20 protein-coding genes and 1 pseudogene are annotated in these 21,301 nt (G+C 66.6%); 17 read left to right on the top strand and 4 right to left on the bottom strand.

From position 1 onward, the window contains the following. Positions 1-154 precede the first annotated feature (154 nt). Both QI450_RS13770 and QI450_RS13765 read left to right on the top strand, forming a co-directional pair. Positions 155-1,006 carry a TipAS antibiotic-recognition domain-containing protein gene (locus tag QI450_RS13770; RefSeq protein WP_226775480.1) on the top strand — a complete coding sequence of 284 codons (852 nt, stop codon included), beginning with the start codon at positions 155-157 and terminating at the stop codon, positions 1,004-1,006. A gap of 35 nt (positions 1,007-1,041) precedes the next feature. After that, complete coding sequence (locus QI450_RS13765) at positions 1,042-2,676, top strand: methyltransferase (RefSeq protein ID WP_226775481.1); 1,635 nt, start codon at positions 1,042-1,044, stop codon at positions 2,674-2,676. A gap of 27 nt (positions 2,677-2,703) precedes the next feature. Here QI450_RS13765 and QI450_RS13760 read toward each other — a convergent pair. After that, positions 2,704-3,960: pseudogene (locus QI450_RS13760) on the bottom strand (MFS transporter); the annotation flags it as partial. 78 nt (positions 3,961-4,038) lie between these two features. On the opposite strand from QI450_RS13760, the gene QI450_RS13755 reads away from it, so the two are divergent. The 8 genes from QI450_RS13755 (at position 4,039) to QI450_RS13720 (ending at position 12,750) form a co-directional block, all read left to right on the top strand. Further along, a complete protein-coding gene (locus QI450_RS13755; RefSeq protein ID WP_226775482.1) occupies positions 4,039-4,707 on the top strand; it encodes a winged helix-turn-helix domain-containing protein in 669 nt (222 codons plus the stop codon). Between the two features lie 182 nt (positions 4,708-4,889). Further along, positions 4,890-7,628 carry a type I DNA topoisomerase gene (gene topA, locus QI450_RS13750; RefSeq protein WP_226775483.1) on the top strand — a complete coding sequence of 913 codons (2,739 nt, stop codon included), beginning with the start codon at positions 4,890-4,892 and terminating at the stop codon, positions 7,626-7,628. A gap of 129 nt (positions 7,629-7,757) precedes the next feature. After that, on the top strand, positions 7,758-8,798 hold the full coding sequence (locus QI450_RS13745) for a type IV toxin-antitoxin system AbiEi family antitoxin domain-containing protein (RefSeq protein ID WP_226775484.1): 1,041 nt from the start codon (positions 7,758-7,760) through the stop codon (positions 8,796-8,798). Between the two features lie 111 nt (positions 8,799-8,909). After that, the gene (locus tag QI450_RS13740) at positions 8,910-9,359 is read left to right on the top strand and encodes an SseB family protein (RefSeq protein WP_226775485.1); all 450 of its coding nucleotides are present in this window, start codon (positions 8,910-8,912) and stop codon (positions 9,357-9,359) included. Between the two features lie 61 nt (positions 9,360-9,420). Continuing rightward, a complete protein-coding gene (locus tag QI450_RS13735; RefSeq protein WP_226775486.1) occupies positions 9,421-10,464 on the top strand; it encodes a Ppx/GppA family phosphatase in 1,044 nt (347 codons plus the stop codon). A 101-nt stretch (positions 10,465-10,565) separates the two neighbouring features. Then, on the top strand, positions 10,566-10,907 hold the full coding sequence (locus QI450_RS13730; protein ID WP_226775487.1) for a YciI family protein: 342 nt from the start codon (positions 10,566-10,568) through the stop codon (positions 10,905-10,907). A gap of 367 nt (positions 10,908-11,274) precedes the next feature. Next, entirely contained in the window at positions 11,275-12,108 is an 834-nt protein-coding gene (gene proC, locus QI450_RS13725; protein ID WP_226775488.1) for a pyrroline-5-carboxylate reductase, read from the top strand. A gap of 57 nt (positions 12,109-12,165) precedes the next feature. Continuing rightward, entirely contained in the window at positions 12,166-12,750 is a 585-nt protein-coding gene (locus QI450_RS13720; protein WP_226775489.1) for an HhH-GPD-type base excision DNA repair protein, read from the top strand. Between the two features lie 76 nt (positions 12,751-12,826). On the opposite strand, the gene QI450_RS13715 is transcribed toward QI450_RS13720, so the two are convergent. Then, the gene (locus QI450_RS13715; RefSeq protein ID WP_024365693.1) at positions 12,827-13,465 is read right to left on the bottom strand and encodes a TrkA family potassium uptake protein; all 639 of its coding nucleotides are present in this window, start codon (positions 13,463-13,465) and stop codon (positions 12,827-12,829) included. Between the two features lie 40 nt (positions 13,466-13,505). Then, on the bottom strand, positions 13,506-14,939 hold the full coding sequence (locus QI450_RS13710; RefSeq protein WP_226775490.1) for a potassium transporter TrkG: 1,434 nt from the start codon (positions 14,937-14,939) through the stop codon (positions 13,506-13,508). 102 nt (positions 14,940-15,041) lie between these two features. On the opposite strand from QI450_RS13710, the gene QI450_RS13705 reads away from it, so the two are divergent. Next, on the top strand, positions 15,042-16,265 hold the full coding sequence (locus QI450_RS13705) for an acetoin utilization protein AcuC (protein ID WP_226775491.1): 1,224 nt from the start codon (positions 15,042-15,044) through the stop codon (positions 16,263-16,265). Positions 16,266-16,363: 98 nt separating this feature from the next. Beyond that, the gene (locus QI450_RS13700; protein ID WP_226775492.1) at positions 16,364-16,861 is read left to right on the top strand and encodes a metalloregulator ArsR/SmtB family transcription factor; all 498 of its coding nucleotides are present in this window, start codon (positions 16,364-16,366) and stop codon (positions 16,859-16,861) included. A 13-nt stretch (positions 16,862-16,874) separates the two neighbouring features. Here the strand turns inward: QI450_RS13700 and QI450_RS13695 are convergent, their stop codons facing one another. Next, positions 16,875-18,203, bottom strand: a complete 1,329-nt coding sequence (locus tag QI450_RS13695) for an alpha-hydroxy acid oxidase (protein WP_282468031.1) — start codon at positions 18,201-18,203, stop codon at positions 16,875-16,877. Between the two features lie 123 nt (positions 18,204-18,326). Between QI450_RS13695 and QI450_RS13690 the strand changes: the two genes are divergently transcribed. From QI450_RS13690 to QI450_RS13670, 5 genes are all read left to right on the top strand, one after another. Further along, the gene (locus QI450_RS13690) at positions 18,327-19,052 is read left to right on the top strand and encodes an FCD domain-containing protein (RefSeq protein ID WP_226775493.1); all 726 of its coding nucleotides are present in this window, start codon (positions 18,327-18,329) and stop codon (positions 19,050-19,052) included. A gap of 269 nt (positions 19,053-19,321) precedes the next feature. After that, entirely contained in the window at positions 19,322-20,434 is a 1,113-nt protein-coding gene (locus QI450_RS13685; RefSeq protein ID WP_226774183.1) for a 3-deoxy-7-phosphoheptulonate synthase, read from the top strand. Between the two features lie 186 nt (positions 20,435-20,620). Continuing rightward, the gene (locus tag QI450_RS13680) at positions 20,621-20,833 is read left to right on the top strand and encodes a helix-turn-helix domain-containing protein (protein WP_024365616.1); all 213 of its coding nucleotides are present in this window, start codon (positions 20,621-20,623) and stop codon (positions 20,831-20,833) included. Between the two features lie 200 nt (positions 20,834-21,033). Further along, complete coding sequence (locus tag QI450_RS13675) at positions 21,034-21,132, top strand: AURKAIP1/COX24 domain-containing protein (RefSeq protein WP_003792170.1); 99 nt, start codon at positions 21,034-21,036, stop codon at positions 21,130-21,132. A gap of 14 nt (positions 21,133-21,146) precedes the next feature. Further along, positions 21,147-21,272 carry a hypothetical protein gene (locus QI450_RS13670; protein WP_282358640.1) on the top strand — a complete coding sequence of 42 codons (126 nt, stop codon included), beginning with the start codon at positions 21,147-21,149 and terminating at the stop codon, positions 21,270-21,272. The last annotated feature ends 29 nt before the right edge of the window (positions 21,273-21,301 follow it).

The following is a 21,301-nucleotide window of genomic DNA, read 5'->3' as shown; positions in this document are numbered from 1 at the left end:
TTACCGCCGTTGACGCCGGCACCGGATTCCGCATCGACCCGGTGGCCGCCAGCGCTTGGCCCGCCGCAGCACACAGGGCTTGACGTTGACGTAACGTCAACCTCTAACATCGAAGGAACGGCCCGGAAGCGGCTGCAGCCCAAGGGTCAGCCAGATGGAATGGTCCGTGCAGCACATCGCCAGGATCGCCGGGACCACCAGTCGGACGCTGCGTCACTATGACGACCTCGGACTGCTTAAACCCAGCAGGACGGGTAACAACGGCTACCGGTTCTACGACCAGGCTTCCCTGCTCCGGCTGCGGCGGATCCTGTTGCTGCGGGACCTCGGGCTTGGGCTTCCGGCCATCGCCGAGGTCCCCGGCCACGAGCCCGATGCCGAAAAGGCGCTCGACCGGCACCTGGACTGGCTGCGGCAGGAACAGCAGAGGCTGGCCCGCCAGATCAGCTCGGTCCGGCGCACGATTGCAGAGCTGAAAGCAGGAGGAGAGATTATGGCAGCGACGATGTTTGACGGTTTTGACCACACCAAGTTCCAGGATGAGGTGGAGCAGCGCTGGGGCGCGGAGACGTACGCGACGAGTGACGCCTGGTGGCGGGGGATGAGCCAGGCCGAGAAAGACGCCTGGAAGCAGCATTCCCGGCAGTTGGGCAACGACTGGATTGCGGCAGCGGAGTCGGGTATCCCGGCCGACGGCAGCGAGGCGCAGGAGCTGGCCCGCCGACAGGTCGAATGGCTTGTCGGCATTCCCGGAACACCCGCAGCACCCGCAGCACCCGGAACACCCGCAGCACCCGCAGCACCCGGAACACCCGCAGCACCCGCAGCACCCGGAACACCCGCAGCACCGTCCGCCGGCGGCGGCGGCGGCGACGTCAAAGGCTACGTCACCGGTCTGGCCGAGATGTACGTTGCCGATCCCCGCTTCGCCGCGAATTACGGCGGCGAAGCGGGGGCATCCTTTGTCCGTGACGCCCTCCGCATCCACGCCGGCAAACACTTCTAGGATAGACACCGCCGGGCCGGGACTAAACTTGTCCGGTGACTCCTTCAACGCACTTCACGGCCGGCACCACCCCCGACGCCCCGCGCAGCGATCTGCCCGGCCTGCTCGATTCGCTGGCCGCGGACCTGCGCCGCATCGGCTACACCGTTGACGGCGTGGCAGAACTTCTCGGCGCCGCAGCGCACGGCGCCCTAAGCCGTGACCAACTCGTTCCGGCGCTGATCAGCACGGAAAAGGCCCGCTCGGGGGAGGGAACGACGGGGGCACTCGCCGCCGTCGTCCGGTTCTGGCTGCTGGCCGAACCGCAGACCGGTGCCACACTCGATGCCGCGCTGCCCGGCATCCGCACAGCAGGCCTGCTGGAGCTCGGTCTCGTGGAGCCTTCCGAGGGTGGCCTGATACGGGCGAAAGTCGATCTCCGGCCGTACGGCTGGGACGGAACCCCGGGCGAGGACTCCGATGGCCGCGGCGGGGCGGAGCTCTGGGTGGCCAGCGACCTCGCCGCCCACCAGCAACCCGGTGTGCTCCGCCGCGACCATGTGCTCGGAATCGGGCAGGCATCCACTACCCTCGTGCAGGTTACCGCCCGGCGGCATGTGGCCCGGGCCCTGGACCTCGGGACCGGCTGCGGTATCCAGACGTTCCACTTGCTGCACCACGCCGACCACGTGACTGCTACCGACATTTCCGCACGGGCCCTTGCCTTCACCCGCTTCAACCTGCTGCTCAACGCCGGTGGGCTGCACCTTGACCCCCTCGACCTGGAAGCCCGGGTGAGCCTGCGCCAGGGCTCGCTGCTCGATCCGGTGGCGGGCGAGGAGTTTGAGCTGGTGGTCTCCAACCCGCCGTTTGTGATCACGCCGCGAAGCTCGGGGGAGGCCGCCGCAGACCAGTTCACCTATCGCGACGGCGGCCTGCCGGGCGATGACATCGTCGCCGGGCTGGTCCGGGACCTTCCGTCGGTCCTGACGCCCGGCGGGACGGCCCAGTTGCTGGGAAACTGGGAAATCCCGGCCGGGGCCGAGTGGGCCGAACGGCCGCAGGGCTGGGCCGGACCGGATGCGGACGTCTGGTTCATCCAGCGTGAGCAGGTCAGCCCGGAACAGTACGCAGAAACCTGGCTGCAGGACGCCTCCTCGGCGCGTGACCGGCTGCTCTACCAGGATTCCTACGCCGCCTACCTTAACGACTTCGCTGCCCGCGACGTTGATGCCATCGGTTTCGGCATGATCTGGCTGCGGCGCCCCGCCGGAGGTTCCCCGGTACTGAGGCGCTTCGAGGAGATCACCTATCCGATTGAGCAGCCCGTTGGTCCGTACCTCGGTGCGGCCGTGGAACGCGCAGACTGGCTGGCGGCCCACGAGTTGGCCGCCACGCACCTGTTGGTGGCGGAGGACGTTACCGAGGAGCGGCACCAGCGCCCCGGCGCCGAACACCCCGGCGTGATCCTGCTGCGCCAGGGTGCCGGCTTGCGCCGCACCAACCTGCTCAGCACCGAGCTCGCCGGTTTTGTCTCAGCCTGCGACGGGGATCTGTCCGTCAGCCAGATCATCGGCGCCCTTGAGGCGCTGCTTGGCGGCGGCGAGGGGTGGGACAGCCGGGCCTTCGACGCCGGGCTCCGCGCCGAAGTGGCGAATCTGGTCCGGGACGGCTTCCTGCTTCCGGCCTGACGCGGCCGGAGCGATTGGCGCGGCGTCGCTGCCGAAGCGCGGCAAGACATATGCGGCGACTGCCAGCCCGGCCAGCACCCCGCAGGCGCCGGCGACGAGGAAGCTCGCCCGGATGGGGAACAACGCGCCGAGCAGCCCGCCCAGCGCCAGCGCCCCGATGGAGACGGCCCGGGTCAGTCCGCCGATGACCGCCATCGCCTGGCCCCGGCCGCTTTCGGCGACCCGCAGGATCACAATCGCCCCGAAACACGCGTTCAGCGCACCACAGGCCGCCCCCATCGCGGTGTAGGCGGCAAAAAGCAGTTCCAGGCTGGGCACCAGCGCCATGATTCCCAGGAAGGCGGAGGTCAGGGCCATCGAGACCAGCAGTGCGCGCAGGCGGGTTGCGGCGGTCTTGATGCGGCTGGCAAGCACCGCCCCGGAGGCCATCCCGAGTCCGAAGAACGCGACCAGCAGCCCGTACTGCGTTTCGGTGGCGCCGAACTCGTCACGGGCGAGAAACACTTCAAGGACATTGGTCGCCTCACCGACCGCAATGAAGAACAGCACACCCAGGATCAGGGACCAGACCAGGCCGTCCCGCCGGATTCGGCGCAGGCCGTCCAGCAAAGCGGGGTTCGTCTTGCCCGCCCGCTCGGCGGCCGTGCCCCGGCGCGTCCGGATGAGCAGGGCGCCGGCGGCCATCGCCAGGTAGCACCCGCTGGCCACGGCAAAGACGAGGCCGGATCCGCCCCAGCCGCTGAGCAGGCCTCCCGTTGCCGGTCCCGCCATGCTGGCGATCATAATGGTTGCCTGCATGGTGCCCAGAGCCCGGGGGGTCCGGTCTTCACCGACGAGCCGGGGCAGCAGGGCCTGCCAGGTAGGGCCGGCCACAGCCTGCGCGGCGTCGAGGAGGAAGGTCATCGCGAAGAGGGCCGGAAGGTAATTTTCCACGTACTGCAGGCTCAGCCCCATGCCGGCGACAGCCGCGGCACTGACCACGGCGGACGCCGTCGCCAACGTCCGGGAATCACGCGTGTCCGCCAACCGGCCGGCCCACGGGGCGAGCAGCGCCAGCGGGAGCGCGGAGCAGAACAGGTAGGCTGCCACCAGCCAGGGCCCTGCCACGGCGGTCTGGCCGGTCGCGGCCAGGTTCTGCAGGTGCAGCATCACGCTGATGATGACGGCGCCCGCGCCGGCCGTGGCGACAAAGCGGGAGCCGCTGGCAAGGACGAAATCGCGGTTCCGCCAGAGCGGCTGCGCAGCACGGGATGCACCCGGCGGGGTCTGAAGGGCCTGTTTCATTAATAGAAAAATACCCGCGGGGGATTAGCATGTCAAGCATTTCTTTCATAGTTTGGCCGTGCTCGGTAGACTGGTGGAGTGAATGCAGAAACCCCCATTGCTGACTCACCGGTCCCTGCGGGCACAACGCGCCGGCAACGCCCGGAGAAGAACGTCGAGATCACCGACCCGAAGGCGATCCGGGCGCTGGCCCATGCGGCCCGGCTGGAGGTCATTTCCGAACTGTATGCAACCCAGGTCAGCCGGACGGCCACGGAACTCGCCGCCCAGACGGGGCTCACGCCGAGCGCGATGAGCTACCACCTGCGTGCCCTGCAGAAATGGGGGATTGTGGTGCCCGCCGCCACCGCCGGCGATGCGCGTGAGCGCCGCTGGCAAGCCGCGGGGACCGACTTCACCATCAATTCAGGCGGCGGAGTAGCGAGCCCCGAGTTCGCCGTGCTGGACCTTGAACTGGACGCTTACCGACGTCGGGTTAAGGCCTATGCCGGCACCCGGGACGAGCAGCGCCGGCGCGGCGACCCCGTGGACGGAGCCTCTTCGGTGGTGCTGGCCAGCAATCTGCTCTACCTGACGACTGACCAGCGTGCGGAGCTTAACAGCCGGCTTTTTCAGCTGCTGCGCGACTATGAGCTTGAGGACCCGGACCAGGTCCCCGAAGGGGCGGAACGGATGGCGACCATGTGGTCGATGATCCCGGATGACCGGGGCCGGCCTCCGCAACGGGCCACGCAGAGTCCTGGCTGAAGGCGTTGCCGGGCCGGGGCTGCTGCGCCCCGCCGCGCGTTGCCGGGCCGGGGTTCATGACGCCCGGAAGTCGTGCCCGCATGCCCGCCATTTCGGGCCGAATGCGCGGGAATCCGCAAAATATGGTGAACTAGGCGGGTATGGGCGCATCTGCCCGAGCAACCTTTTTCTGTAGGAGCACAGTGCCAAGCAAGGCCAAAACCGGCAAGAAACTCGTGATTGTGGAGTCTCCCGCCAAGAGCAAGACCATCGCCAAGTACCTCGGCGAGGGCTTCATCGTCGAGGCCTCCGTTGGTCACATCCGGGACCTCCCGCAGCCCTCGGAATTGCCCGCGGAACTGAAGAAGACCTCGGTGGGGAAGTTCGCCGTCGACATTGATAACGACTTCAAGCCGTACTACGTGGTCTCCCCGGACAAGAAGAAGAAAGTCGCGGAACTCAAGGCCCAGCTTAAGGACGCCGACGCTCTTTACCTCGCAACCGACGGGGACCGCGAGGGCGAGGCCATCGCGTGGCACCTGCTGGAGGTCCTCAAGCCCAAGGTTCCGGTCTACCGCATGACCTTCGGCGAAATTACCAAGGAAGCCATCCACCGGGCGATGGACAACCTGCGCGATGTCGACCAGGACCTCGTGGACGCGCAGGAGACCCGGCGTGTGCTGGACCGTCTCTACGGCTATGAGATCTCCCCGGTGCTCTGGCGCAAAGTGGCCCGCGGGCTCTCCGCCGGCCGGGTGCAGTCGGTTGTAACCCGCATGGTGGTGGCGCGGGAGCGTGAGCGGATGGCTTTTACAGCCGCCTCGTACTGGGACCTGACCGGCCAGTTCGGCGCAGGGTCCGGTTCGTTCAAAGCCAAACTGGCCCTCGTCGACGGCGCCAAGGTCGCCAGCGGCCGCGACTTCAACGACAGCGGCGAGCTCACCTCCCGCAACGCCGTGCACCTCAATGAGGAGCTGGCCAGATCCCTGGCCGCGGGACTGCAGGGCGCCGACTTCCGCGTCCGCTCCGTCGATACCAAGCCGTACACCCGCCGGCCGGCCGCGCCGTTCACCACGTCCACATTGCAGCAGGAGGCGGGCCGCAAGCTGCGCTTCTCCTCGAAAAGCACCATGCAGGTGGCCCAGCGGCTCTACGAAAACGGCTACATCACCTATATGCGCACGGACTCCTCCGCGCTGAGCAATGAGGCCGTCACGGCCGCAAGGCGCCAGGCCTCCGAACTGTACGGTGCTGAATACGTCCCGGCTTCGCCGCGCGTCTACAGCGGCAAGGCGGCCAACGCGCAGGAAGCCCACGAGGCCATCCGGCCCGCCGGTGACTCCTTCCGTACGCCGGCCCAGGTGGCCAAGCAGCTTTCCGGCGACGAATTCCGCCTCTACGAACTGATCTGGAAGCGCACCGTCGCCTCGCAGATGGCCGATGCCAAGGGCTCCACCGCCACGATCCGCCTTGGTGCGGTGACCTCCGGTGGTGCAGCCGAACGACGCGACGCCGAGTTCTCGGCCTCCGGCACCGTGATCACCTTCCCCGGTTTCCTTGCCGCGTACGAAGAAGGCAAGGATGAAAGCCGGGGCGACGAGGACTCCGAGGAAGCCCGACGGTTGCCCAACGTGGCCAAGGACGACGCGCTCACGGCATCGGATATCATCGCCGTCGGACATGAGACGTCGCCGCCGCCCCGCTTTACTGAAGCGTCCCTGACCGCCGAGCTGGAAAAGAAGGGCATTGGCCGCCCGTCCACCTACGCCTCGACGATCTCCACCATCCAGGACCGCGGCTACGTCCGGAAGCAGGGGTCCGCGCTGGTCCCGAGCTGGATCGCGTTCTCCGTGGTCCGGCTGCTCGAGCAGCACTTCCACGACTACGTGGACTACGAATTCACCGCCGACATGGAAGCGGACTTGGACAAGATTGCCAACGGCCAGGCGGCGGGTCCGGCCTGGCTCAAGCACTTCTATTTCGGCGAGGATTCTGATCCCGGCCTGCTGAGCATCGTCAACAACCTCGGCGAGATTGACGCGAGGGACATCAACTCGATTCCGATCACCGACGCCATCACGCTCCGGGTCGGAAAATTCGGCCCGTATTTGGAAAGCTCCGTTCCAATGGTCGATCCGAAGACCGGCGAAGTGGTTGATGCGGCCCGCGCCAACGTCCCCGAGGACCTGGCACCGGACGAGCTCACCGCGGCCAAGGCGGTCGAGCTGATGGAAACCGCTGCCCCCGAAGAGCGGGTGCTCGGCGCGGACCCGCATACCGGACACACCGTCGTCGCGAAAAATGGCCGCTACGGCGCCTACGTCACCGAGATCATCCCGGAGATGACCGAGGAGCAGCTCGCCAACCAGCCGGTCGAGTATTACAAAAACGGAAAGCCGAAGCCCGCGAAGAAGCCCGTAAAGGCCAAACCCCGCACCGGGTCGCTGTTCGCATCGATGAGCGTCGAATCCATCAGCCTGACTGAGGCCCTGGAGCTTATGAGCTTGCCCCGGGTCCTCGGACAGGACGCCGAAGGCAATCCGATCACGGTGCAGAACGGCCGCTTTGGCCCGTATTTGAAAAAGGGCACAGACTCCCGGTCCATCGGCTCGGAGGAGGAAATCTTCACCATCACCCTCGAGCAGGCCCTGGAGATCTACTCCCAGCCGAAGCAGCGAGGCGCCCGGGCAGCCGTGCCGCCGCTGGCAGAGTTCGGTCCGGACCCGGTCTCGGAGAAGAACATCGTGGTGAAGGAAGGCCGCTTCGGCCCCTACATCACCGACGGAGTCACCAATATCACAGTTCCCCGCTCCACCTCGGTGGAGGAGCTTACCCGCGAACAGGCTGTCGAACTGCTCGCGGACAAGCGGGCCAGGGGGCCGGTCAAGCGCACGACGGCGGCTCGCAAGGCTCCGGCCCGCAAAGCCGCAGCCAAGAAGTAGCCTGCCTCGCGGGTTCCGTCCCGGCTCGACGTGTCAAAACGTCGGCGGCGGACGGGGGCCGCGAGCGGTTGTCCACATGGCCGGCGGGAGGGGTGCCCGGGCCCTGGTAACCGCGAAATGCTGGGCGGCATGGGACCCTCCGAGCCATACCCGACCGACCAGCTTGCCGTGGCTATGGGCCAGCGGGCACCTAACGCAGGCCCAGGCCGGCCAGCGCCCACCGGACCACCAGCACCGGCGGGCGCGCCCGCCCTGCGGGCCGGGGTACTGCCGGTGGGCAGGCTGTGGCGCACCGAGGAACTGCGGGACCATGGAATTTCTGCCAGCCGGGTGCGGCAGTTATTGGAGCAGGGTGCCATTCTCCGGGTCCGTCGGGGGTGCTATGTCCTGGGCAGCTTCTGGTCCTCCCTGGACCGGGACGGGATTTCCCGGACCAGGATCGACGCCTACGCACACAGGACGCTGACAACCTCCACCGGCAGCTTTGTTTTCAGCCATACGACGGCAGCCAGGCTCCACTGCCTGTTTCTCTGGCAGGTGGACGATACGATCCACCTCACGGTGCCGTTCCTGCCTTCGTCCGGTGGCCACGCGGGCGACGTCATTGCGCACACTCGTCCGGTGCCGGCAGAAGATGTCACGGAAATCCAAGGCTACCGGGTGACATCCCTCGCGCGCACCGCACTCGAGTGCTGCCTGATCCTCAACTTCCGCCAGGGCCTGATTCTTATGGATCATGCCCTTCGGCTTGGTCTCGACCCCGGGGAGCTGGAGCGCCAGGCGGGCCAGCTCCGCCGGGTCCCCGGCATCGGTTCGCTTCGGAAGGTGCTCGCTTGTGCGGACGCCCGGTCCGAGTCGCCCGGTGAGACCCTCGCCCGGGACCTGATTCGACGGCTGCGGTTGCCCGCACCCGTGCTGCAGTTCGAAGTCCGGACCAGGTTGGGGCTGTTCCGGACGGATTGTGCATGGCCGGACCGGCGGGTGGCACTGGAATTTGATGGCCGGCGGAAATACTTTGATTACGCGCCCACGGCGGAGGCAGTCTTCCAGGAGCGGCGCCGAGAAAAGGCCTTGATGGAACTCGGGTGGAAGGTGGTCCGGGTCGAGTGGCGGGACCTGTTCCGCGAAAGCGAGTTCAAAACCAGGCTGCTCCGGGCCCTGGACTCGTGAAGTGCTCGCGGGTTCAGTCCGTGCTCGCGGTGTCAAAACGTCGACGGCGGACGGAACCCGCGAGTCACACTCTCGTTTGCGGACCGGGGCGCAACGTGATCGAGTAGGAGTATGACTGAACAGCCCGATCACTTGGACCTCCAGCCGCTCAACGACCTCGAAGAGAAGCTTGCCCGGGGCGAACAGCCGGACGCCAACCCCGTTGACGTCATTCTGGCTTTCCTCAACAACGAGGTCTACATCGTCAGCTCCGAGGCGCTCGAAGGGGCCGACGCCAAGGTTGAGCCGCTGGTGCTTGCCAACTCCGCTGGAAGCCCCGTCCTGGCGGTGTTCTCGCACCCCAGCCGCGTCTCCGAGCAGTACCTGACGGCCGCACCCAACGTCCTTGGCACCCAAGGCGCCGCGATCCTCGGAAACCTTGGCGAGGATCTTGGGATGGTCATAAACCCCGGTGCTGCCTTCGGCTTTGAGATCGACCCGGAAGGCGTAGCCAACATCCGACGCGACTTCAAGCCCGCCGACGAGCCGGACGAGGCCTCCGGCCGGGACCACCAGCCGTAACCAGGGCCCGGCCGCTGCCGGCCCGTTAGGCGGGCGGCGCTCCCCGGGGAATAATGGCCCTATGCGTCTAGGCGTCCTCGATATTGGCTCAAACACTGTCCACCTCCTGCTTGTGGATGCCCACCCGGGGGCGCGTCCGGTGCCGTTCGCCTCGCATAAGCGCCCCCTGTCCCTCGTGCAGTTTCTCGAGCCCGACGGCAGTATCAACGACGCCGGCCAGCGTGAGCTGATCGAGTTCGTCCTCGAGGCGTGGGAATTCGCGGCCAAGCACAAGGCCGAAGACTTGCTGGCGTTCTGTACCTCCGCCATCCGCGAGGCTGCCAACGGGTCCGCAGTGCTGGCCCGGGTCAAGCATGAGACCACCGTGACGCTGCGGGAACTGACCGGCAGCGAAGAGGCCTCCATGACTTTCTTCGCCGTGCGCCGCTGGTACGGCTGGGGCGCCGGACCCGTGCTGAACCTGGACATCGGCGGCGGTTCTTTCGAGATGGCGTACGGCGAGGACGAGCTCCCAGAATATGCGACGTCGGTCCCGCTTGGTGCGAGCCGACTGACCCGGGACTGGCTGGAACAGGACCCGCCCTCGGCCAAGAGCGTGAAGGAGCTTCGCCGCTACATCCGGGCCACACTCAAGCCGGTGGTGCGCGACTTCGCGAAGCTGGGCAAGGCCAACCATGTCGCTGGCACGTCCAAGACGTTCCGCTCGCTGGCCCGGATCGCCGGGGCGGCGCCCAGTGGCGCCGGGCCATACGTTAAGCGTGAGCTCTTCGCGACGGATCTGGGCTTGTGGGCGCAGCGTATCTCGGCCATGGAGGTTGAGGACCGGCTAAACCTTCCGGGTGTTTCCGAAGCGCGCGCTCCCCAGCTGCTGGCTGGGGCCCTGGTGGCGGAGGCCGCCCTCGAAATGTTTGAGTTTCGCAGCCTGGAGATCTGCCCGTGGGCTCTTCGCGAAGGCCTCATCCTCCGCCGGTTGGATCAGCTGGTCTTCGAAGGTCCGCTGCAGCCGGCGCCCCATGTGACCCAGTCCGGCCACCCTGCTGAGCCGCAGTTGCCCGAGCCGGAGCCGGCGGAGGTAAACAAGTCCCGGCCCGCGGTCGTCCGGTGAACGATTTCCTGGCCGCGGGTTGTCGATCCGGCCGCCGGCCGTTCGTCTAGTAGTTGAGAGGCCGGCAGGGAGCCGGCCGATTCGCCAGGGAGGACAGCACCATGGCGCAGTACCTGCTCAGCCTCTACCAGCCCGTAAGCCCGGCCCCGGCCCCGGAAGTCCTTGGGCCCATCATGGCTGACCTTGCGGCCCTGAACCGCGAAATGAGGGCGGCCGGAGTCTGGTTGTTCGCCGCTGGCCTTCATCCCACCGATACCGCCACGGTCGTGCGGCAGCAGGGCACCGAGGTGCTCATCACGCACGGTCCCTTCGCCGAAGCCAAGGAACATCTCGGTGGGTTCACCGTCATCGACGCAGAGGATCTCGACGCCGCGCTGGTTTGGGCAGGCAAACTGGCCCGCGCCACGACCCTCCCCATCGAAGTACGACCGATCCAGCACTAGGCACCACCGGCAATGGCCTGCGACCCCGAGCCCGAACCACCTCCTGAGTCCGCTGGGACGCCGGCGGCGGAGGCGGATATTGCCCGGGTAATTGCGGCTGCCGCGTCCGGGCCGCGGTACCGGGGGAGGGGGTATCCCCCGCGGTGAATGACGACGTCGTTTAACGAACGAAGGCACCGGCCGTCCGCTGCGGGAAAATGGGGGGAAACCCGCTGCAGACGACCGGTGCCCGGCAGGCATCCGCATGCCTGCTGCATCACTCGCACCCTCAATGAGGTAACTACGACGTTAGTCACGGATGTTGTGAAGACGCTGGCGCAAGGGTGAGAACTGGCTGTGAATCGGGCCCGACTGCCATGATGGGTGCATGAGTAACCGAATCGCATTCCTGGGCTGTGGATCAATGAACGAGGCCATCCTTGGCGGACTGATCGCGGGCGGTGCTGACCCGGCGGACATCGTCGCCACCGTCCGCCGCGCTGACCGCGCCGCCGAACTCGCGGAACGGCATCACGGCATTACAGCCATCGCCGGGGCGGAAGAGCCGGACAACAACAAACAGGCTGCCACCGGGGCCGACGTCGTGATCCTGGGCGTCAAGCCGGTGGGGATCGCGGACCTTGCCCGCGAGATCGGCGAGGCGCTGGCACCGGACACGGTTGTCATCAGCGTCGCGGCGGCCGTGTCACTGGAGCAGCTGGAAGCCGCGCTGCCGGCTGGCCAACCAGTGATCCGGACCATGCCCAACACCCCTGCGAAGCTGGGCCGCGGGGTGGTGTCCGTGTCGCCGGGCACCCACTGCTCCCCGGCCCAGCTGCAACTGGCCAAGGACGTCCTGGCCGCCGCCGGCACCGTCGTCGAGATCCCCGAACACCAGGTGGACGCGCTGTCCGCGATCAGCGGCTCCGGCCCGGCGTACGCGTTCTATCTGGCCGAAGCCATGGCCGACGCCGGCGTCGAACTGGGACTTGACCGTGAGCTCTCGCTGCTCATTGCCCGGGAAACCGTCGCCGGGGCAGGCTTTATGCTGGCCGAGCCGGACGCAGATCCGTCGGCGCTGCGCAAGGCCGTCACCAGCCCCAACGGCACTACCGAGCGGGCCATCGCCACTTTTGACGCGCGCGGCCTGCCCGGGATCATTGCCGACGGCGCGCGGGCAGCCGCCGAACGGGCCGGGGAAATCACCAAACAGCTGGCCTAGCTGCGACGCCGGCGCAAGCCAATGACGGAAACCGGACCTGATGGCAGGATAGGACCCATGGAACTGCACATCACAGGGGATCCCGCAGCGGACAAACTCCTCAGCGACGACGCGTTCGCGCTGCTCACCGGCATGCTGCTGGACCAACAGGTGACAATGGAGTCGGCCTTTGCCGGTCCCGAAAAGATCCGGACGCGCATCGGGTCGATGGACCCCGCGGCGATCGCCCGGTACGCTCCGCAGGAGTTCGTTGAGGTGTTCAAGGAGCGCCCGGCCGTCCACCGTTTTCCCGGATCAATGGCCGGCCGCGTCCAGGCCCTGGCCGAAACGGTGCACAGTGACTGGAACGGGGACGCCACCGCCATCTGGACCAAGGGGGACCCCGACGGGCCGGAAGTGCTGCGCCGGCTCAGGGCATTGCCAGGGTTCGGCGAGCAAAAAGCCAAGATCTTCCTGGCGCTGCTGGGAAAGCAGTGCGGCCTCCAGGCCAAGGGCTGGCGCGAGGCCGCCGGCCATTACGGCCAAAAAGACGCCTTCCTGTCCGTCGCCGACATTGTTGATCCGGAGTCGCTGAGCAAGGTGCGCTCCAGCAAACAGGCCGCCAAAGCCGCCGCCAAGGCTGCGAAGACCGGCGGGAACTGATCCTTCGCGATACCTTGCGTGGCATCCGTAATCCGTGGCTGAGGTGGGCCCGGCGCCGGACGCGGCTTGAGCTGCCCTACGGCCGGGCCGCGAACCGCTCCAGCAGGTCCACGTGGCCGGAAACGATGAGCATGTCCCGTGAAGAAACCTTCGTCTCCGGACGGGCGTAGGTGAAGTCCTCGCCCGGGGACTTCACCCCTACAATCGTGACCCCGTACTTTGACCGAACCTTCGATTCGTCCAGGGTAAAGCCCACGGTCTCACGCGGCGGGTACATCTTCACGATCGCGAAGTCGTCGTCGAACTCGATGAAGTCCAGCATCCGCCCGGAGACCAGGTGCGCCGCCCGGACACCCGCATCGGCCTCCGGGTAGATCACGTGGTTGGCGCCGATCCGGGTCAGGATCTTGCCGTGCGAGGGCGTGATGGCCTTGACCCACAGGTGCTCGATGCCCAGGTCCACCAGGTTCACCGTGATCAGCACCGACGATTCGATCGAGGTGCCCACTCCCACCACGGCGGAGCTGAATTCCTGCGCGCCAAGCTGGCGGAGGGCGTCAATGTTGGTGGCGTCGGCTTCGACGACGTGGGTCAGGACGCCGGACCATTTCTGTACGAGGTTCCGGTCGCGTTCGATCGCCAGCACCTCACGGCCCTGCTTGACCAGTTGTTCTGCGGTGGAGGCGCCGAAACGGCCCAGCCCGATCACCAGCACGGGTGCATTGTGGGCGGGACGGTTGGCGGCGCTTGAGGAACTAGCCAATGATCGGTCTCTCTTCCGGGTAGTGGAACAGCTGGCTGCGCTGGCGCAGCGCCAGTGCAGCCGCAAGGGTAACCGTCCCGACGCGACCCGCAAACATCAGGACGGTGAGGACGTAGACGCCGGACGGGGGAAGTTCGGCACTGAGATTCGTGCTGAGGCCCACCGTGGCGAAAGCGGAAATCGTCTCAAAAAGCACCCGGTCCAGGGACGCGCCGCTGATCTGAAGCAGCAGCATGGCGGACACCGCAACGAGTGTGGCCCCCGCGACGATGACCGAGATGGCCACGCGCATGGTTCCCTGCGGGATGGTGCGGCCGTACACCTTCACATCCGAATCGCCGCGGGCCTCGGCGACGATTGCCAGGAACATTACGGCGATGGTGGTCACCTTGATGCCGCCGGCCGTGGATGCCGAGCCGCCGCCGGCGAACATCAGCGCATCGGTCAGCAGCATGGTGGTGGAATCCATCTGGTTCTGGTCCACCAGGTTGAAGCCACCGGAACGGGTCATCACGGATGCGAACAGCGAATGAATGACCTTGTCCCCGACGTTCATTCCTCCGATGGTCCTCAGGTTCTGCCATTCCATCAGGCCCCACAGGAGGGTGCCGCCGACCAGCAGGATCACGGATACCTGGATGGTTAGTTTGGTGTGCAGGTTCCATTTCTTCCAGTTCAGGCCGTTCTGCTGGAGCACCATCACCACAGGGAAGCCCAGGCTGCCGAGGAAGACACCAATCATCAACGGAACGAGGATCCACAAATCCGTTTCGTACGGCACGATGCCGTCCGAATGGGGCGTAAACCCGGCGTTGTTGAACGAGGAAATAGCGTAGAACACACCGTGCCAGACAGACTGGCCGAAGCTTTCGCCGAGGGCCAGGAATCGGGGGATGAGAGCCAGCGCCAGGACGCCTTCGATGGACACTGAAGTGACAATGACGATCCGTAGCAGGGTGCCGACCTCCCCGAGCCGGCCGGCGTTGTTCATGGCCTCCTGAGCGATGAGCTTGCCGCGGACGCCGAGTTTCTTGCTGACCATCAGGGCCAAGAGCGAGGCGAGCGTCAGGGTGCCGAGGCCGCCGACGAAAATACCGACCAGGATCACAAGCTGGCCGAAGAAGGACCAGTGCACGGCGGTGGACACCACTGTCAGGCCGGTGACGCAGACGGCCGACACGGCGGTGAACATCGCCTGGTGCAGGGCGGTGGGGTCCCCGGTCGCTGAGGACACCGGGAGGGAGAGCAGCGTAGTAAATACCAGTATGACCATGCCGAACGCCGACAGGGCCAGCCGTGCCGGGGAGGTGTTGGCGATGTTGTCGATGAAGTCGCGAACGCGGGTGAAGATCCACAGGCCTTCCCGCTCCGGAGTGCCGGGGTGCCAGTTGGCCGGGCTCGTGGACCTCGACTGGCTTTGCGTCATGGGTGGCTTATCCTCGCTTGAAACTGCTTCCTTGAGTAGTAAACCACTAAACCCCGCGCAATGACGGTGGGCAGGCCTCCACGCTCGGGTAGCCTGTGACTGATGACATATCTGCCGGGGCTCGCGCAGTCCGCACTGCCGACGACGGTGGTGTGGGATCCTGCCATGACCGCCTACAACTTCGGCCACAGCCACCCGATGGCCCCGGAGCGGATGGAACTTACCGCCAGGCTCGCCCAAAGCCTCGGACTTTTGGACTTGGACCACGTCACCGTAGCGGCTCCGGAAGTCGCAAGCGATGCCGAACTGTGCACCGTCCACAGCCCGGAATTCGTCGCCGCCGTGCGGCGCGTAAGTGCGGATCCCGGGACCCCGGACATCGAACGCGGGCTCGGGACCGAGGATGACCCGGCCTTTGCCGGCATGCACGAGGCCAGCGCCCGGCTGGCCGGCGCCTCACTCCTGGCCGCCGCCGCGATCCTCGACGGCAGCGCCGTGCGGGCGGTGAACTTCGGCGGGGGCATGCACCATGCTGCCCGCAACCGTGCGAGCGGTTTCTGCATCTACAACGATGCGGCCCTCGCCATCCAGCGGCTGCTCGACGGCGGGATGCAGCGTGTGGTGTACATCGACATCGACGCCCACCACGGCGACGGTACGCAGAGCATTTTCTGGAACGATCCGCGTGTCCTGACTATTTCCCTGCACGAGACCGGGCTGACCCTGTTCCCGGGCACGGGTTTCGCCAATGAAATCGGCGGACCCAACGCGCAGGGCAGCGCCGTGAACGTCGCCCTGCCGGCCGGAACAGGTGACGGCGGCTGGCTGCGGGCCTTCCACGCCGTTGTGCCGCAGCTGGTGGGCGCCTTCCAACCGGAGGCCATCGTCAGCCAGCACGGCTGCGACTCGCACCGGTTGGACCCGCTGACGCATCTCAACATCAGCGTCGACGGCCAGCGGGAGGCCGCCACCGCGATCGGCAATCTCGCGGCCCGCTATTGCGAGAACCGCTGGATTTCCACCGGCGGAGGCGGCTACAACGTTATTACTGTGGTGCCTCGGTCCTGGAGCCACCTGATCGCCATCGCGGCCGGGCGGCCTGTCTCGCTACATACCCCGGTACCGGAGGACTGGCGCCGCTACGTCTTGGACAAGTACGGCGCCAAATATGGTGTCGCCGCACCGGAAATCATGGGCGACGGCGTCGACCTCTGGTGGCGCTCCTGGGAAGTCGGCTTCGACCCGAACGACGACGTGGACCGGACCGTGATGGCCACCCGCAAGGAAGTCTTCCCGCTCTATGGCCTGGATCCCTGGTTCGACTAGGGCAGTTCCCGAAGCGGGACCGGTGCGCGGCCTGCCGGCGCCACCGGGCCCGCGATTTAGTGGATGCCATCCGGCGTATATGTCGCTAGTGTGGAGGAATGGTGACAGACGACGTATTTGCCGTCATTGCTGAGGCAACCCGGCGTGACATTCTGGTTTCCCTCCGCGAGGGGGACAAGGCAGTGGGGGAACTGGTCCAGGAACTCGAGGCCAGCCAGCCCACCATTTCCAAACATCTGAAAGTGCTCCGCGAGGCGGACCTGGTGAGCATGCGTGCCCAGGGCCAGAAGCGTTACTACGCGTTGAACCCCAAACCGCTGGCCGGTGTCGCCAGCTGGCTGGAGACGTTCGACGTCGGCCGTCCCGCCGACGCTGAAACGTCCGCCCTTGCCGCTGCAGTGCCTGCCTCGGTGCCGGCTGCCCCTGCGCTGTCGGAACTCCCGGCTGGCAGCGCACTGAGCCCCGCCGTCGTCCTCCCCGTCGGCACCGCCGGGGACGACAAGCGGCCGCAGCAGATCGGCCGCTCTGTTGGCCGCGCCGCCACCCGAGCCGCTGACCTGCTGGCGAACCTGCCGAAGTTCGGCCGCAGGAAATAGCTGGGCGGGCGGGCTACTTGGCGAGCAGCCGCACGTGGTCCGGGGTCAGCTCCGAGATCCGGCTGACGCCCAGCAAGGCCATGGTCCGGAGCATATCCGTCTCCAGGATCGCGATGGCCCGGTCCACACCGGCCCGGCCGCCCGCCATCAGTCCGTAGAGGTAGGCGCGGCCGATCAGGGTGAAATCGGCGCCCAGGGCCAGGGCAGCGATGATGTCCGCCCCGCTCATGATGCCGGTATCCAGAATGATCGCTGCGTCGCTGTGGTCCGCCTGGAAGGCAGTTGCGACCTCCGGAAGAAGATGGAACGGGACCGGAGCCCGGTCCAGCTGCCGGCCGCCGTGGTTGGAGATCACGACGCCGTCGGCGCCGTGGTCAACCACCTTGCGGGCATCCTCGACCGTTTGGATGCCCTTGACCACAAGCTTGCCCTTCCAGGTTGCGCGCAGCCAGTCCAGGTCCTCGAACGTCAGTGTGGGATCAAACATCGAATTGATCAGGTCCGCGACGGTGCCGGTATAGCGCGAGAGCGAGGCAAATGTCAGCGGCTCATGGGTCAGGAAATTGAACCACCACGCCGGCCGGTAGGAGGCATCTGCAACCGTCTTCAGCGTCAGGGCCGGCGGGATCGTCATGCCGTTGCGGACGTCCCGGAGGCGGGCGCCCGCGACGGCGGTGTCCACGGTAACCATCAGGGTGTCGTTTCCGGCCCTGGCCGCGCGTTCGATCAGCTCCAGCGAGCGGTCCCGGTCCGTCCACAGGTAGAGCTGGAACCAGTTCCGGCCTCCCGGTGCGGCAGCGGCCACGTCCTCGATCGAGGCAGTGCCCATAGTGGAGAGTGTGTAGGGGATTCCGGCCGCAGCGGCGGCCTGGGAGCCGGCGTACTCGCCCTCGGACTGCATCATCCGGGTGAAGCCAGTTGGCGCGATACCCACCGGCAGTCGGGATGGCTTACCGAGGATCTGCGTGCCAAGGTCCACCTGGGAGACGTCGCGCAGGATGCCTGGCCTGAACTCAATATCCAGGAACGCCTGGCGGGCACGGCGCAGGGTGATCTCGGCTTCGGCCGCGCCGTCCGTGTAGTCGAACGGGGCCTGCGGGGTGCGGCGCTTGGCCATGTCCCGGAGATCCCAGATGGTGCTGGCCCGGCCCAGCCTGGCGGCACGGCCGAACCCGGGCTTCTTGAACTGCATCAGCGGGGCGAGGTCCGAGTACTTCGGGACGCGGCGCTTGAGGGCCGCGGGAACGCTGCCCGGGGTGGCCACGGCGGGACGGCGGTCAGCGCCGGTGTCTGTTGGCTGGGTGGGAGCCTCGGGGTTGCCGGGCTCGATGGTCTGCGTCATTGCTGCCTCCGGGCAGGTCTCGTCGTCCTGGGTGTCGGGTCCACACAAAGAATATGCCGGCGGGGAATGTGGTCCGACCACATTCTAAGTCTATGGTCCAACCACATCAAGTAGGCTGGTGATATGCGCACCCACCAGCTTGTCCTGACCTGGATTGAGGGCCAGCTCTCCAGCGGTCGGCTCGCCCTGGGCGGACGCCTGCCGCCCGAACGCGCCCTGGCCGAGCAACTCAAGGTCTCCCGTACCTCCGTCCGTGAGGCCATCCGGGTTCTGGAAGCCATGGGAGTGCTCAGGGCCGGGGTCGGGTCGGGCCCGGAGGCGGGCACTATTGTCATCGCAGACCCCACAGCAGCCCTGGGCGCCGCCCTCCGGCTGCACGTGGCCACCTCCCACCTGCCGGTTAAGGACATCGTGGAGACGCGTGTGCTGCTGGAGTCCTGGGCCGCAGCCCGCGCCCGTCCGGATTCGCCGGCACTCGCGGAGGCGGCAAGCCTGCTGGAAAAAATGGAGGACTGTGCCGGGACAGAGACGTTCCTGGCGCTGGATGTGCAATTCCACCTGGCGCTGGCGGATGCCGCGGGCAACGCCGTGGTCAGCGCGATGATGGGCTCCCTCCGCGAAGCCATCCAGGACTACGCCGGCGGGTTAACCGGCAACCTTCCGGACTGGAACGCCACGGCTGCACGGCTTCGCGTGGAACACCGAAGCATACTTTCCGCCATCACCGGCCGCGACGGCGGCCGGGCGGCCCGGCTGGTGGCGGACCATATCGAGGGTTACTACGCGGAAGCCGGGGTGCGGCCCGGGGTGCGACCCAGTGTGGGACCCAGTGTGGGATCCGGGGTGTGATTCGGCGTGTGATCCGGCGTGTGGTCTGCTGCGAAGGCGGCAATGTTACGCGCCCGTTTTTCCGTCACGGCAAGCGCCGGGCTATTGTCGGGCCATGACTAATCGTTGGTATGCGTATTTTTCGTTGGCTCTGGAGGGGCCCGCGTCTAGCTAACACGCAAGCAACCTTCCTTCAGAGCCAACAGGGCAGAGATTATTCTCTGCCCTTCGCCATTTCCCGGCGGGTTCTGATCAGGGCCCGCTCCGCACCTCGGAACAGGACCCGCCCCATGAGTATCGAAGCAGCCCCAGAGTCCCACCAATCCACCTCGAACCTGCGCGTGAGCGAGTTCACCCCGCTCCCCACCCCGCAGGAGATCGCTGCTGATTTGCCGCTGGATGCCCGACTGGCCGACGTCGTGGCCCGCGGCCGGGACGAGGTCCGCGCCGTGATGGACGGCGTCGACGACCGCCTGCTGGTTATTGTTGGCCCCTGCTCCATCCACGACCCCGAGGCTGGCCTGGAATACGCCCGCCGGCTGGTCAGCCAGGCCGAGAGGCACCGCGAAGACCTGCTGATCGTAATGCGCACCTACTTCGAGAAGCCCCGCACCACTGTGGGGTGGAAGGGCCTAATCAATGACCCCCGGCTGGACGGCAGCCACGACATCGCCGCAGGCCTGCGAGCGGCCCGGTCTTTCCTGCGCCAGGTCACCGGGCTCGGTCTCCCCGCCGCCACGGAGTTCCTGGAACCCATCAGCCCGCAGTACATGGCGGACCTCGTCGCCTGGGGCGCGATCGGTGCCCGCACCACGGAGAGCCAGATCCACCGCCAGCTGGCGTCCGGGCTGTCGATGCCGATCGGCTTCAAGAACGGGACCGACGGCGACCTGCAGGTGGCGCTCGACGCGTGCAGTGCCGCGGCAGCCGCCCAGGCGTTCCTCGGGATCGACGGTGCAGGCCGGGCCGCACTGGTCGCCACCGCCGGCAACCCGGACACCCACATCATCCTCCGCGGCGGACGCGGAGGACCGAACTACTCCGTCGTGGACATCGAGGTCGCCACCGCCAAATTGGCCGCCACGCGGCTGAACCCCCGGCTGATCGTTGATGCGAGCCATGCCAACAGCGGCAAGGATCACCGCCGGCAGGCTGAAGTTGCCCTGGAAATCGGCGCCCGGCTGGCGGGCGGCGGCAGCATGGGGGGAGCCATTGCCGGCGTGATGCTGGAGAGCTTCCTGGTCGGCGGGGCGCAAAGCCTTGACGTTGCCGAGCATGCCGCCGGAACGGACAAGTTGGTCTACGGCCAGAGCGTGACGGACGCCTGCATGGACTGGGATGTTACGGAATCGGTGTTGGCGTCGCTGGCGGATTCCGCTCGTGTGCGCCGGACCCGCGCCTAAACATTGGCGCGCCCGGACAGCCAGGGGAAATCAGTCCGAGCGCCGGCAGCTTAGCGGTAACTCTTTCACATTGGCACCATCAGCCCCTAGAGTATCTAACACATGGTTGTTTGATGGCTCAGCATCGGCACACCGCCATGTCGTTCAGATGCGGCTGCCGTTCGCTTGAGTAAAGGAAACAGGGAAATGTCTTCGGAGGCTAACTTCTCCAACGCCCGCTTCTTGACCGTGGCTGAAGTCGCGGACGTGATGCGGGTGTCCAAAATGACCGTGTACCGGCTTGTTCATTCCGGCGAGATGCCGGCAGTCCGGTTCGGGCGCTCCTACCGGGTGCCGGAAACCGCCGTGGAGCAGTACCTCAAGGGCGCTGTCGTCGACGGACACACGGAAACGGCCTGATTCCCTGCGTTCTTTTCACCGGAAATCACAGCGTCCGGCCGCCCGGGCCGGTCTGCGGTCGTAGTCTGCCCCCGATAGGCGGTACCCTGTTAAGGAACGTTTTACGTCATTGTAAGAACCTGTCAGTTGTACAGTCTGCTGCTTAGCCCGCGGATCCTTTCCAACAGGCAGGTACTGCATCTAGCCGGTAAGGAACTTTCGTGGGTTCAGTTATTAAGAAGCGTCGCAAGCGTATGGCCAAGAAGAAGCACCGCAAGCTGCTTCGCAAGACGCGCCACCAGCGTCGCAATAAGAAGTAGAAATACTTCGCACTATGTCAATGCCCGTTGCCTTCCCGGCAGCGGGCATTTTCTTTGGCTTGTCGCGCCAGCTGGCGACGCCGGACGCGCGCTGGCGCAGGCGCCGCAAGGAAACGCGAGCGACGTACGGATTCGCGTAGCGCTCGGCCCGAAGTGCACCGCCCGGGTA

Source organism: Arthrobacter sp. EM1 (assembly GCF_029964055.1).
Lineage (GTDB): Bacteria > Actinomycetota > Actinomycetes > Actinomycetales > Micrococcaceae > Arthrobacter.
The sequence above is the reverse complement of the archived record's forward strand: the minus strand, read 5'-3'. Positions and strand labels throughout refer to the sequence as shown.